The 12,374-nt window shown below is 40.4% G+C and carries 13 protein-coding genes; 5 read left to right on the top strand and 8 right to left on the bottom strand.

Features of this window, described 5'->3' with window-relative positions; translation table 11 throughout:
- Positions 1-3 precede the first annotated feature (3 nt).
- Positions 4-615, top strand: coding sequence for a DUF4230 domain-containing protein (locus B9Y87_RS19470; protein ID WP_085500639.1), 612 nt, complete (start codon positions 4-6; stop codon positions 613-615).
- Positions 616-642: 27 nt separating this feature from the next.
- Here B9Y87_RS19470 and B9Y87_RS19465 read toward each other — a convergent pair whose 3' ends face one another.
- The 4 genes from B9Y87_RS19465 to B9Y87_RS22040 all read right to left on the bottom strand — a co-directional run bounded on the left by B9Y87_RS19465 (position 643) and on the right by B9Y87_RS22040 (position 4,773).
- Positions 643-1,908, bottom strand: coding sequence for a glucuronyl esterase domain-containing protein (locus B9Y87_RS19465; RefSeq protein ID WP_085500638.1), 1,266 nt, complete (start codon positions 1,906-1,908; stop codon positions 643-645).
- Between the two features lie 62 nt (positions 1,909-1,970).
- Positions 1,971-3,722, bottom strand: coding sequence for an aromatic amino acid hydroxylase (locus B9Y87_RS19460; protein WP_085500637.1), 1,752 nt, complete (start codon positions 3,720-3,722; stop codon positions 1,971-1,973).
- 254 nt (positions 3,723-3,976) lie between these two features.
- Positions 3,977-4,537: a DUF4136 domain-containing protein gene (locus B9Y87_RS19455; protein ID WP_085500636.1), complete on the bottom strand. Its 561-nt coding sequence runs from the start codon at positions 4,535-4,537 to the stop codon at positions 3,977-3,979.
- A 68-nt stretch (positions 4,538-4,605) separates the two neighbouring features.
- Positions 4,606-4,773: a C1orf53 family protein gene (locus B9Y87_RS22040; protein ID WP_176225687.1), complete on the bottom strand. Its 168-nt coding sequence runs from the start codon at positions 4,771-4,773 to the stop codon at positions 4,606-4,608.
- 181 nt (positions 4,774-4,954) lie between these two features.
- On the opposite strand from B9Y87_RS22040, the gene B9Y87_RS19450 reads away from it, so the two are divergent.
- The 4 genes from B9Y87_RS19450 to hemL are packed head-to-tail and all read left to right on the top strand — an operon-like array spanning position 4,955 to position 8,339.
- The gene (locus B9Y87_RS19450) at positions 4,955-5,284 is read left to right on the top strand and encodes a hypothetical protein (RefSeq protein WP_085500635.1); all 330 of its coding nucleotides are present in this window, start codon (positions 4,955-4,957) and stop codon (positions 5,282-5,284) included.
- An 11-nt stretch (positions 5,285-5,295) separates the two neighbouring features.
- Positions 5,296-6,201 carry a 1-aminocyclopropane-1-carboxylate deaminase/D-cysteine desulfhydrase gene (locus B9Y87_RS19445; RefSeq protein ID WP_139827294.1) on the top strand — a complete coding sequence of 302 codons (906 nt, stop codon included), beginning with the start codon at positions 5,296-5,298 and terminating at the stop codon, positions 6,199-6,201.
- The gene (locus tag B9Y87_RS19440; RefSeq protein WP_085500634.1) at positions 6,198-7,046 is read left to right on the top strand and encodes a glucosaminidase domain-containing protein; all 849 of its coding nucleotides are present in this window, start codon (positions 6,198-6,200) and stop codon (positions 7,044-7,046) included. The genes B9Y87_RS19445 and B9Y87_RS19440 overlap by 4 nt, the downstream gene beginning before the upstream one ends.
- Positions 7,047-7,049: 3 nt before the next feature.
- Positions 7,050-8,339, top strand: a complete 1,290-nt coding sequence (gene hemL / locus B9Y87_RS19435) for a glutamate-1-semialdehyde 2,1-aminomutase (RefSeq protein ID WP_085500633.1) — start codon at positions 7,050-7,052, stop codon at positions 8,337-8,339.
- Positions 8,340-8,412: 73 nt separating this feature from the next.
- Here the strand turns inward: hemL and B9Y87_RS19430 are convergent, their stop codons facing one another.
- From B9Y87_RS19430 to B9Y87_RS19415, 4 genes are all read right to left on the bottom strand, one after another.
- Positions 8,413-8,871: a hypothetical protein gene (locus tag B9Y87_RS19430; RefSeq protein WP_085500632.1), complete on the bottom strand. Its 459-nt coding sequence runs from the start codon at positions 8,869-8,871 to the stop codon at positions 8,413-8,415.
- Positions 8,872-9,105: 234 nt separating this feature from the next.
- Complete coding sequence (locus tag B9Y87_RS19425; RefSeq protein WP_085500631.1) at positions 9,106-9,285, bottom strand: hypothetical protein; 180 nt, start codon at positions 9,283-9,285, stop codon at positions 9,106-9,108.
- 140 nt (positions 9,286-9,425) lie between these two features.
- The gene (locus tag B9Y87_RS19420; protein ID WP_085500630.1) at positions 9,426-9,608 is read right to left on the bottom strand and encodes a hypothetical protein; all 183 of its coding nucleotides are present in this window, start codon (positions 9,606-9,608) and stop codon (positions 9,426-9,428) included.
- Between the two features lie 217 nt (positions 9,609-9,825).
- Positions 9,826-12,327 carry a zinc-dependent metalloprotease gene (locus B9Y87_RS19415; RefSeq protein ID WP_085500629.1) on the bottom strand — a complete coding sequence of 834 codons (2,502 nt, stop codon included), beginning with the start codon at positions 12,325-12,327 and terminating at the stop codon, positions 9,826-9,828.
- Positions 12,328-12,374: the final 47 nt, after the last annotated feature.

The raw sequence follows: 12,374 nt of genomic DNA, 5'->3' as shown, positions 1-12,374 counted from the left end.
TACATGAAGAAAATATTGATAGGGGTAATCCTGACATTGGCAGCGGTGCTTATTTTTCGTTCCTGTTCGGAGGAGAAAGAAAAGAAGTCCATTTTAAAGGAGAATTCAATGCTTATTCAGGAGCAGATCAATAATGTTTCCAAATTGATCGTTACCGAAGGGCACTTTGCCGAGGTATACAATTATAAAGACTCCCAGCAATTATTTGGTCCCCTGATTACTGCCGATAAAAAGGCATTGGTGGTGGTCAATGCCGAGGTGACCGTGGCCTATGACCTAAGTCTGATAAAATTTGACATTGACGAGGAAACCAAGACGCTCCGCATAATTGGTATCCCGGAACCTGAAATTAAGATAAACCCAGATTTTGAATACTACGATGTTACTTCGGATTATCTAAACCAGTTCAATGCCGAAGACTACAACAAAATAAAACGCAATGTTAATGCTTCCCTACTGAAAAAAATAGAGGCTTCTACATTAAGGTCCAATGCACAGAACCGACTCCTTAGTGAGCTGTCCAAATTTCTGGTGCTTACCAATTCCATGGGTTGGACGTTGACTTATGGGGATAAGCACATCCAAAATTTAGAGGAATTAAAATTGTTGGAATAAATTGGTTCGGAATGGAATTGATTACCATTATTTCACAAAGGCATTTGCCCATTTAATATAGTTTTCCCAATCGTAGTCGGTAACATCATGTTTTCCTGTTCTAATGTGGTAGGAGACGGTATTGTGGATGGGGTCATTTAGCATTGGCATTTCCTTGGTTTCTATTCCTTTTTTCCCGTACAAGTGGTACACTTGCGTGGCATAGTGTGAGGATAGGAATTCGCCCCTGGGGTCGGCCCATTGATCCTCTTCTGCACTGGCTATATAGAGCGGCCTTGGTGCAATAAGGGCTAAAAGTTGGTGTTGATCTACTGGCAAGGCCTCTTCATTGTCACCGTACTGATTGAAATTGTCACAAAACCAGTGTGGAAACCTATCGTTTATGACCGCTATGGTCTCCCCAAATTTACGTTTGGAAAGGGCAGCGCCCCCGCAGCCCGAGTTGTTGGAAATTACTCCTGCAAACCTTTTGTCCGTGGCTCCAGCCCAAAGCGATGTCTTGCCCAGTCGCGAATGGCCAAAGGCAATCACTTTGGAAGCATCTATATCGGCGTCTTTTTCAAAATAATCCAACGCTCTTGCCATGCCCCAGCTCCAAGCAGCAATACTGCCCCATTCGGCGGGTTTAGGCTGATTCTGGCCTTGTTGATACAAGAGGCTATGAATGCCATCCGAAAAATCATTTTTATCCGGGTCTACTTCCCCATAATATATGGTAGCTAGGCCATAACCGGCATCCAATATTTTTTCCACTGCCCAGCGATGGGTTCTTTTTCCCCTAGACGCCTCGGTCAAGGTGTTGTTTTCGATCCCGAATGATTTATTGTTATTGGCCCAGGCCGATGAAATTAATACCGCTTTATCCTCTGTGATGGTATGGTTGCCATAAAAATTATAGCCCAAAAAAATGGGAGCCTTTACTTTATTTTTCGGCAGATAGAGCAAAATGGTATAACTCAAAGTTTTGTTGTTGTTCTTAAAAGTAAGTTCTACCTGTTTCCGCTTGGCTTTTCCGTTAAGGGCATGGTCGTCCTGCTCCAAAATGGTGTAAGAGTCTATTTTGAGGTTTTTGGGAATTTTGCCGTATATATCGTTCTCAAAAAAACGAAGTAGCTCTGGCCGTCTTACTTTTTCCCATTTTTTCACCGAATTAATTGTATAACCGCTAAAAGTGAGTAGCGGATCGGGTATCGCAAAGGCAGGTACCTTACTTTCCTCATAATTGGTTTGGGAACTGCCAATGAACATGAATAGGAAAAAAAATATAGACAGGGAATAGGGTAATAGCTTCATTTTAGGTCGATTAATGGTCGGACCATAAATATAGGGATTACAATTGAAAATAATATTGCTCTTTAAATTACTAAATTTTTGTCCACCAAACCAAGTCCGTCGTCTATTAGATGTCCCAATTGTGGTTTCTGGAGTTTAAGGGCTTCCAAGTGAGCTTTCAGTTCTTTGGCAAAACTTATATCGTCATTATTTTTTGCCAATTCGTACAGTTCAACCGCAAGCAGCCAATCTTCTGGATGGTTGGCTTTTATTTCCTGGAAAACCTTGTTTCTGGAGATCGTTACGTTTTTACCTTCCCTGAATTCCCTGACCTGCTGGTATAATTGTTCCAATTGTTTCCTTTTTGCAGTTTGGACCGATTTTATGGTGGTATCGGTTACTTTGTGCGTAACCAGATCGAAACTCTGCAAATCCGCGGGACCATTGAAAACGGACACAATATTTTCCCCTACGGCCATATGATATAGTCCCCAATCAGGTCTGAAGAGTACTTTTTCTTTATGGGTCACTGTACAATTTGTCAAGCTAATCAGAATAATTTCTCCCTTTAGGTTTCTGGTACCCGTAATAATTTTCCCAGTAACTTTTATGTCTCCGATGAATTCAAGCTCCACCACTTCACCTTCATAGATATTGTAGGCCTTTAAATCGCGGGGACTCATATCCTCTATAGCAAGATTTATACCTTTCAATTTTCCTATGGGCGAACCAAAACCGTTGGGATGTTGCTTAATGCCGTGCCCAATCAATTCCTTTTCACGGTAGGCAAGGGCTGTATTGCCTTTGGTCTGTAGGTAGACCGGTTTTCCTTCATGGGCAATGGCACTTTCAAAATGCCCAGATATTTGCAGGCCTGTGCTTAGCTCCACGGTACCCATTTCCTTGGAGTTGATAAGTTTTTTCAGGCCACTTAGGCCACCGCGTCTCAAGGACATGGTATTGGCAAATTCCTCCAGCACTTGGTTGAGATAGGTAAAATCCGGAGTAACAAAAAGCTGGGGCTGAGGTTGGGTTATGTCGAAGGAAGTATGTGCTGCCTCTATGGAATACGGAATCTTCTTAACCTTATTGGTCATACACCAGGCACTTTCCCCAATGGAGGAAAGTAAACCCGCACCATATATTCTTGGTTGGTCCACTGTCCCTATCAGCCCGTATTCCACGGTCCACCAATGAAGGTTTCTGATCAGGGCCATTTCACTGGGCTCGCCCATATTCAATTGGAGGTCTTCAATTTTCTTTTGGGCCTTGTCTATATCTTTTTGGGGGGTGCCTTCGGCCTCTTTTATAATGGACAAATGTCTTACGGCCTCGTATAATTCGTAATCCTTGGCACTGGAAATAGCCTTGGAACCTATCTCCCCAAACCTGCGCAGGTATTCTGCGTATTCCGGGTTGGCAATAATTGGGGCATGCCCAGCTCCTTCATGTATAATATCGGGTGCGGGGGTATATTCAATATGTTCCAATTGTCTAATATCCGAAGCTATTACCAAAACATTGTAAGCTTGGAATTCCATGAATGCAGAGGGGGGAATAAAGCCATCCACGGCCACGGCCGCCCATCCTATTTCCTTCAAAATACGGTTCATACCGTACATATTGGGAATATAATCTATGGAAATCCCCGTTTTGTTTAAGCCCTCCAAATAGCTTTTATGGGCCACCTTACTTAAATAATCTACATTTTTTCGCATTACATAACGCCAAACCGCCTGATCTATAGGGGAATAATCCTCATAATTCTGTGGTTTTATATACTGCTTCAAATGTTTGGGAAGCTTATCCAGTATGTAGTTGCTTTTAAAAGACATAGTTGGTGTTTTATTCCTTCTTAAAGATACAAAATGCACCCATGGTCCCCAAGTGTCAACTTGAGTAATTATATGGCTAATTAAGGCAAGAGACCAATAAAATATGTTTAAGGTGCCGGGATTTTTATGGCATCCTTTTTTCAGGATGGGCCCAAAAAAAATTCCCTTCTGAATACGAAGGGAATTTGGGAGAATTTAATCTAAAACTTACCTAAAAATGCTTTAAGTAATGGGAGTTTTTTTAGGATAAATGTTTAATTCATAGCCGATCCGGGAGGATAGGCTTCCAATATTTCAGAAACGAATTCTTGTATCCTTTTCTCTTTCTTTTCCATATTTCTAATGTTGTTCAAGGTGCCAACGCCCCTGCCTTGCCAGACCAGTTCCTTGTTCTTGGCGTCTATGATGTCTATATAAAGGGATCCTTCTGTCCTTGTGCTAACATTGTTTCCTCCGTAATATGGAGATCCCCAATAAAATGGAGACCAACCCCATCCGTAGAAACCGGCGCCCCAATAGTTGCTGTACACATCTACCTGTTGTCTTTCCTTGGTAAAAAGGCTTAATAATATATCAGGATTTTCAGATTTCACGAAACCTTTTGAGCTCATTTCGGCATCAATGGCCTTTAATATTCTCTTTTTGTCCAAATCGGAGATCTGGGCCTTGTCTATCCCAGTTTTATAAAAGGCATAGGTTTTGAACGAATTAAAATTTGCTTCTTTATCATAATCCGATAATACACGTACCGATGTACAGGAACTGGCTAAGAGCAGTACCAAGATCGGAACGATTAAAAATTTAATTTTTTTCATAGCTATTATATTTGAATTAGTACTTGTGATATTCAATCTAGTTAAGCTCAAAAATCATGCCGAATACCTTAGTTTCGGCGCTGTGTATTCGTTTTTTGATTGTAGCCGTAAGGGCAATGTCTACAGCTGCTTTCACAACAATACCCCCTTTTTAGATGATATTGTTTTGTAAAAACTTTGTATCCTTCCTCTGAAAGGTAAAAATCCCCTTCCTCCAATGGTATAAATTTCTTCATTGACGTAAATTTATGGGATTTATGCCAAATAATTTTAAGCTGGTTGGTGAAGTGATGGTAATTTAACAGAGTTTAGCATACTTTTTGCACTTAAACCTATTTAGTTCGTAGTAAGTCGATTATGGGAAGTTTTTATGAAGCGCCCTGTTATCTTTGATAGGCGTGATATTTATCCGATAGAATGATTTTAGTTTTTAAACATGTTTTTTACAAGAACTATGTGGGACTCTCCTTTTGGCCCTTCATTATTTTGAAGAACTCTTCTTTAAAAAAGGACGCCACGCTACTCAATCACGAGAAAATACACCTAAGACAGCAACGTGAACTATTGATAGTACCCTTTTATTTTTTGTATTTGTTGGAAGGCATTATTAGGTATCTTATATATTTTGATGCTTATAAGGCCTATCAAAATATCAGCTTTGAAAGGGAGGCCTACCAAAATGAAACCAATTTATATTATCTAGAGGAGAGAAGGACTTTTAGTTTTATTAAATATCTTTGGGGCTAAAAGCCATAGGCGTGCAGGGAATAAATCAGGAAGTAGGCCTTTCTATTTTAAGTAAAAAACAGGTGACCTTGGTGGTAAAAAGGGAAGACCTGCTCCACCCGTTTATCTCTGGCAATAAATACCGAAAACTTAAGTACAATATTTTGGAGGCCAAGCAAAAGGGCTTGGGTACCATTTTAACTTTTGGTGGCGCCTATTCCAACCACATTGCCGCCACTGCCTATGCCGGAAGTTTATACGGTATTAAGACCATAGGTGTAATTAGGGGGGAAGAATTAAGTGAAAATTGGATGCTTAATCCAACCTTGGCGGAGGCCCATCGGCATGGAATGGATTTTAAGTTTATTTCCAGGGAGGCTTATAGGCGCAAATCGGAAACCTCTTTTTTGGATCTGTTGGATAAGGATTTGGGCCCTTATTACTTGATTCCCGAGGGAGGTACCAATATGCTTGCCGTTAAGGGTTGTGAGGAAATTTTGACACCACAGGATGGGGATTTTAATGTACTCTGTTCTAGTGTAGGAACGGGTGGAACCTTGGCCGGGATTATCAATTCATCCCTTAGTTATCAGAGAATTATAGGCTTTCCCGCACTAAAAGGTGATTTTTTAAAGAAAGATATTCGTAATTTTACGGCAAAGGAAAACTGGGAAATCAATAGCGATTATCATTTTGGGGGTTATGCCAAAGTTTCGGAAGCGCTTATAGAGTTTATTAATTATTTTAAGGAAAAGACCAATATTCCTACGGATCCCATTTATACGGGGAAGCTTTTGTTCGGCATTTTGGATTTGGTAAAAAATGATTATTTTATACCAGGAACCAAAATTTTGGCAATACACAGTGGTGGTTTACAGGGGATAACAGGAATGAATTTAGTTTTGAAAAAGAAGAATCTTCCATTAATAAAAGTATGATAAAAAGAATAGCGATAACAACAATATTGGGTTTGTTCCTAGTGAGTTGCGGTGTTAAAAAGAGAACTACCTATGCTAAAAAGCCAGATCCACGGACTACTTCAACCACGGCTAGGCCGGAGACCAAACCTGTAAGCGAATCCAAAAGTGAGGGTGCTTATGCTTTGCCAGAGGACAATGGCAGATTTGTAAAGTTCACGGTAAATTCTACTGAGGAATATATTGAGACTTTTGCGGAAATCGCCCAATTTGAAATGAAGGCTTATGGGATACCTGCCAGTATTACCTTGGCGCAGGGCATCCTGGAGAGTGGCGCGGGAAGAGGTGTCCTGGGCGCCAAGACCAATAATCATTTCGGCATAAAATGCCATACAGGTTGGGAAGGGGATTATGATTTTCATGATGATGATGAGAAAGGGGAATGTTTTAGGAAGTATAATCATCCCATGTATTCCTTTAGGGATCACAGTATATTCTTATCTTCCCGGGCCAGGTATGCTTTTTTGTTCGATTTGGACCATGATGACTATAAAGGATGGGCCTATGGTTTAAAAGAGGCCGGTTATGCAACGGATCGTAAATATCCGCATAAGTTAATCGCACTTATAGAGCGCTATGAATTGGATAAATATGACAGGACGGTTGTAAAGTTAGGGGGCATTGTAAAGAAGGAACCGAAACAGTACGAACATAAAATTCATGTGGTGCAGAAGGGAGATACCCTATATTCCATTTCCAAACGCTACTTTGTCTCCATCCCGGAATTGATGAAGTTGAACAATATGAACAATAGCAATTTGGCAGAAGGTCAAAAATTGACGGTAAAATCTGAAAAAATTAGATAATCTATGATTTATAGAAGAAGCAGTGCTTTGTTTGCTGAAGCACAGCATTATATTCCTGGGGGGGTAAATTCCCCTGTTAGGGCCTTTAAGGCCGTTGGGGGAAATCCTGTATTTGTAAAGGAAGCCAAAGGAGCCTATTTGTACGATGAAGATGGTAACAGATTAATAGATTACATTGCATCTTGGGGTCCGTTAATCTTAGGTCATGCCTATGCTCCTGTAATAGATGCCGTTATTGAGAAGGCAAAAAAGGGTACTTCGTTCGGAATGCCAACGGAAATTGAAACTCAATTGGCAAAGCTTGCAGTTACCATGGTTCCGAATATTGATAAGATTCGTTTTGTAAACAGTGGAACGGAAGCCTGTATGAGTGCCGTTCGTTTGGCCAGGGGTTTTACTGGAAAGGACAAAATAATAAAGTTCGCCGGATGCTATCACGGTCATTCGGATTCCTTTTTAATTCAAGCCGGAAGTGGAGCGGTTACCTTTGGTAGTCCCAATAGTCCAGGGGTTACCCAGGGCACTGCAAAGGATACTCTTTTAGCGGTTTATAATAATCTTGAAAGCGTAAAGGCTTTGGCTGCTGCCAATAAGGGAGAAATTGCCGCCATTATCATTGAGCCCGTAGCTGGTAATATGGGGTGTATTATTCCGGAAGAAAATTTTATTAAGGGATTGCGTGAACTTTGTGACCAAGAAGATATATTGCTGATTTTCGATGAGGTTATGACCGGATTTAGATTGGCAAAAGGGGGTGCCCAGGAGGTATTGGGCGTAGATGCCGATATTGTTACTTTTGGAAAGGTAATTGGAGGTGGATTGCCTGTAGGTGCTTTTGCGGCCAGAGAAGAGATTATGGGGCATTTGGCTCCAGATGGTCCAGTTTATCAGGCGGGAACTTTAAGTGGGAACCCTTTGGCAATGAGTGCCGGACTGGCCATGTTGACCGAATTGAACAATAACCCTGAAGTTTTTAGAAGTTTGGCCGATAAGACCAAATACTTGGGGAAGGGAATGGCACAGGTATTGACCGATAATAGTATTCCTTTTCAGATGAATAGGTTCGGCTCCATGATCTCGATACACTTTACAGAAGAACCAGTGGTGGATTTTGAATCTTCGGCCAAAGGCAACAATGCCATTTTTAAGAAGTATTTCCACGGTATGTTAGATCAGGGAATATATTTGCCACCAAGTGCGTTTGAGAGTTACTTCTTAAACGATGCCCTAAGCTATGAAGATTTGGATGAGACCATTGCTGCGCTCTCCAATATTGCCAAAGATTTGCATTAACCTGTAAAAAACAAAAGGCCAAATAGACCACCTGGTGTCTATTTGGCCTTCCCAATTTTGGTGGGAAAAAGTTTTATTTCCTTCCGGACCTTTTATCATTACCGTCCGTTCGTCTGCCTTTTCTTCGACTTTCCCTGTTATCTTTCATCTTTTCCCATTTCATATATTGCTCTTTGTTCAATATTTTCTTCATCTTTTCTTTTTGGGCTATCTGATGATCCAGCATGGCTGTTTTCATGGCATAACGCTCCTCTGAAGTTAATTTTTTGGCCTCACCGCTTTCTTTTCTCGCCTTCATTTCATTCATTTTCTCTGAGCGCTTTACGGCATTTTCAAGGTTTATACTTTGAATTTCCTTTTGTTGGGCGTCAGTAAGGTCTAGGGCCAAGGTCATCTGCTTCGTCTGCAGGGTGGCAATTTGTTCAGGAGTCATATCCCTCATATTACCGCGGTCGCCTCTTTCCCTTTCTGGTTTTTGTGCCATGGCGGTTATGCCGGCCATAAGTACCATTAATACAATTAATTTTTTCATATTATTTATTATTTACTGTTTTGTATATAGGACAATATGATATTGGATAGGTTTAATGGGAACGCTTGTTTTAGGGCAATTTTAACAGATGGGCTATGTGAATATGGGAAGTATAGTTACAACAGCGACAGAAATTATGAGATCCCTTTGGATTGCAATTAGAGGTATGAACCAAAAATAAAGGGCATAAACCTAGGTTTATGCCCTTTATTCAAACAAATTATTGGATTGTTGTTATTGTACGTTTAAGAATTGATTTTCCGAGTTATCGGCCAAACCTTCGATTATTATCTTGGGTTTCTCAATTGAGATAAGGTCTTTATTTACTTCGGTATTATCGGATAGATTATTGTAAACCAATGCGGATACCAAAAAACAAATAAAATATAAGAGACTCTTTATTTTGTAGGACATAGATTTGGGGGTTTTTTATTATACCTCGAAGATAAACAATCTATTGCCTCTAAATTTGCCAATGTTGTGAAACCTATTTAAAGCTGTTGTAAAAAGACTAATAAATGTGGTCATGAAATTGGATGGGACGTAAGTTGGACTTATTCCTGTATTTTTTCCAGTTTCGCGAGTTTATGGTCAAAATCCAAATTGTCGGATTGTAACTCGGTGATTTCGGCCGATTTATTGTTTTCATTATTAGTTTCGGGCTCCATGGTGTAGTACATAACGGCCGATGCTACAAAACAAACAAAATACAATAAGCTTTTAATTTTATAAGACATAGATTGGGGGGTATTAATAAAGGTCTCAAAGTAGGAAAAATATTAAATGGTGGAAAATAAATATTGTTAAATTTTACATTTTATCGGAAAAAGATATCCGTTCAACGGAAAAATATAGGTATTGAGCCTATTAATAGGGCCATCCCAAAAGATAGCCCTATCCATTTATGTTGCATGTAAATTGTAACCTCCGAGGAATTTTTGGGTAATGAACAATTTAACTGTTGGGATCCAAAATTGCGTCGATCCGTTCCACTGCATCCTGTAAATGATACTTGCTTATTGGATCTACGGTTCTATTAATTGCATTTTTTAGGTCTTTTTTAAGTATATTCAACTCTGCTCGTGCAATGGATCGAATATCGGACTGACTGGTATTGATTGGGGTGGATTTTTGGTATCCTCCAAAATCTCCCTTTTTGTTTTCGTTTTCAGCGGTCATCAGGTAGGCCAGTCTTTCAATATGTGCCTTTTGAAGATTTCTTCTATAGGTGTCAATTTTCTTCCCATTTCGGGTTTCGGACCATAGTCCTTTTCTAAGGTCGCCCATCATTTCCAATAGGGAATAGGCATCTGTATCGTTGAGAGTTTGATTCTCTATCATTCTGGCCAGTTTTCCCAAACTCAAAATATTGTCCAACGTTCTGACTTGTAAGCTTCTTATACGCTCTACGGAACCTGAGTACTCTATTTTATTAAAAATGTTGGGAACAATCAGCCATTCCGGGGTTTGGAATAATTGTTCCTGTACAAATAGCAGGCAGTTTTTTTGATGCTCCCTATCCACAGGTGTGTATACTGCTCCTTCCTGATCATAGGTCTTATAATGCTCATAAACACCTCCGATATTGTTGCTGACATGGCCCATATATCTATTGAATTGGGAAATGACCTGGCCGTACATGGTATCGAGATCATCATATTCCTTTCCTTTTTCGGACGTCCACTCAATTAATTTTGGAGTTATTCTCTTTAAATTTTCAATGCCATAAGCACTTGCCTTAATAGCATCGTCCCCCAAATCCTCTGTCTGTGAACTTGGATCAACTACATCCCCCACTTGCTGATGTCCAAAGCGGTACAGCGGATCCCCCGCACGTTCTAGAATCCAACTGTCCAAGGTTTCTTTTTCTTCCTTGTCGGATTTGTCCAATATAGGTCGGTATCCCCAACCAATGGCGTACTTGTCGTATATCCCAATTTCTGGCATAAGGGCCACACCCTCGTCTCCTGGTTGGGCAATATAGTTAAAGCGGGCATAGTCCATTATGGAAGGTGCCGTACCATACTTTTTGGTAAAAGAAGCAGAACGGAGCGAATCCACAGGATAGGCTACGCTACTGCCCATATTGTGGGGCAATCCCAGTGTATGGCCTACTTCGTGCGCAGATACAAATCGAATTAGACGACCCATCACCTCTTCCTTAAAGGCAACACCCCTGGCATCGGGGTTAATGGCCGCTGTTTGTACAAAAAACCAATTTCTTAACAAGGTCATTACATTGTGGTACCAGTTAATATCGGATTCTAAAATTTCACCTGTTCTAGGGTCGCTAACATGCGGTCCATTGGCATTGGGAATAGGAGATGCCAAATAACGAACTACGGAATAACGCACGTCCTCTGGTGACCATTCCGGGTCTTCTTCGGGAGTTGGGGGATCCTTGGACAAAATGGCGTTTTTGAAGCCTGCTGCCTCAAAGGCAACCTGCCAGTCCTCTATTCCCTGCTTTATAAAGGGAACCCAACTTTTAGGTGTGGCCCTATCTACATAATACACAATAGGCTTTTTGGGTTCTACAAGTTCACCGTTTTTAAATTTTTCAATATCCTCATCTTTCACTTCCAGCCGCCAACGGTCTAGAAAGCGCACTGTTTTGCTCTCTTGTGCATCCAGTCCATAATCTACTTGGCCCCGGGCAAACCACCCTACCCGTTTATCAAAATATCGGCGTTTCATAGGTTGCTCCGGGAGTAAGATCATGGAATTGTTTATTTCGATGGAAATAGACCCTAAACTTTCATTGGAAGGTGGATTGCTTGCCACATAGGTCTTTACATGTCTTGCCTCAATATTTAGGGGGTAACTTTTTAGGGTGCTTATATAACTTCTGGAGTCGTCCAAACGAGACACCTTATATTCTTTACGGTAATGTTCCGGCATGCCTAGCGCATTTACATCTTTCTCAAAAAGATCGTTTACCCGAATTACCGTAGCGGGATGCAAGCTATCTTTTTTAAATGCCTTTATATCGAATGAATAAAGCACTGGTTCAAAATTGGAATTTAACACGGCTTCACTTACCGGTAGTGAATCTGCAGCAACAATATCATAGCTTACTACCCTAAGTAGGACCTTTTTTGGTAACTTTTCCCATCTAAGCACTTTGGTATTTATTTTTCCGCCTCCAAATCCAATGCCTGTAGCCGTTTTTGAAATTCTGCTGACCATAAGCATTTCCTTGTTAAAAAGGGAGTCCGGTATTTCGTAATAATGATTGTCTTCTACTATATGCACATCAAAAAGGCCCTTATCCGTTTTTGCATCTTTGGTGATTACCTTTTCGTAGGATTCTATTTCTCCTTTTTTAGATTTTTCCTTGGTGTCGGAAGATTCGGTTTTTGTGTCCTTTTTTTTAAAGATTTGTGCTTCCGTAGTATGGAAGCATCCTAAAAGCAATAATGTAAATAATGCCTTAGCGAGTAAATTTTTAATCATATTCCGGGCAATTTTTATGAATTCCTGTAAACTTTCAAAGAACTAAA

Source organism: Arenibacter troitsensis (assembly GCF_900177645.1).
Classification (GTDB): Bacteria; Bacteroidota; Bacteroidia; order Flavobacteriales; family Flavobacteriaceae; genus Arenibacter; species Arenibacter troitsensis.
The sequence above is the reverse complement of the archived record's forward strand: the minus strand, read 5'-3'. Positions and strand labels throughout refer to the sequence as shown.

Coding starts and splice junctions, on each gene's coding strand:
- B9Y87_RS19420 (WP_085500630.1), bottom strand. CDS start 9,608: ATGTCTTATAAAATTAAAAGCTTATTGTATTTTGTTTGTTTTGTAGCA.
- B9Y87_RS19465 (WP_085500638.1), bottom strand. CDS start 1,908: ATGAAGCTATTACCCTATTCCCTGTCTATATTTTTTTTCCTATTCATG.
- B9Y87_RS19425 (WP_085500631.1), bottom strand. CDS start 9,285: ATGTCCTACAAAATAAAGAGTCTCTTATATTTTATTTGTTTTTTGGTA.
- B9Y87_RS19455 (WP_085500636.1), bottom strand. CDS start 4,537: ATGAAAAAAATTAAATTTTTAATCGTTCCGATCTTGGTACTGCTCTTA.
- B9Y87_RS22040 (WP_176225687.1), bottom strand. CDS start 4,773: ATGAAGAAATTTATACCATTGGAGGAAGGGGATTTTTACCTTTCAGAG.
- B9Y87_RS19460 (WP_085500637.1), bottom strand. CDS start 3,722: ATGTCTTTTAAAAGCAACTACATACTGGATAAGCTTCCCAAACATTTG.
- B9Y87_RS19450 (WP_085500635.1), top strand. CDS start 4,955: ATGATTTTAGTTTTTAAACATGTTTTTTACAAGAACTATGTGGGACTC.
- B9Y87_RS19470 (WP_085500639.1), top strand. CDS start 4: ATGAAGAAAATATTGATAGGGGTAATCCTGACATTGGCAGCGGTGCTT.
- B9Y87_RS19440 (WP_085500634.1), top strand. CDS start 6,198: ATGATAAAAAGAATAGCGATAACAACAATATTGGGTTTGTTCCTAGTG.
- B9Y87_RS19415 (WP_085500629.1), bottom strand. CDS start 12,327: ATGATTAAAAATTTACTCGCTAAGGCATTATTTACATTATTGCTTTTA.
- hemL (WP_085500633.1), top strand. CDS start 7,050: ATGATTTATAGAAGAAGCAGTGCTTTGTTTGCTGAAGCACAGCATTAT.
- B9Y87_RS19430 (WP_085500632.1), bottom strand. CDS start 8,871: ATGAAAAAATTAATTGTATTAATGGTACTTATGGCCGGCATAACCGCC.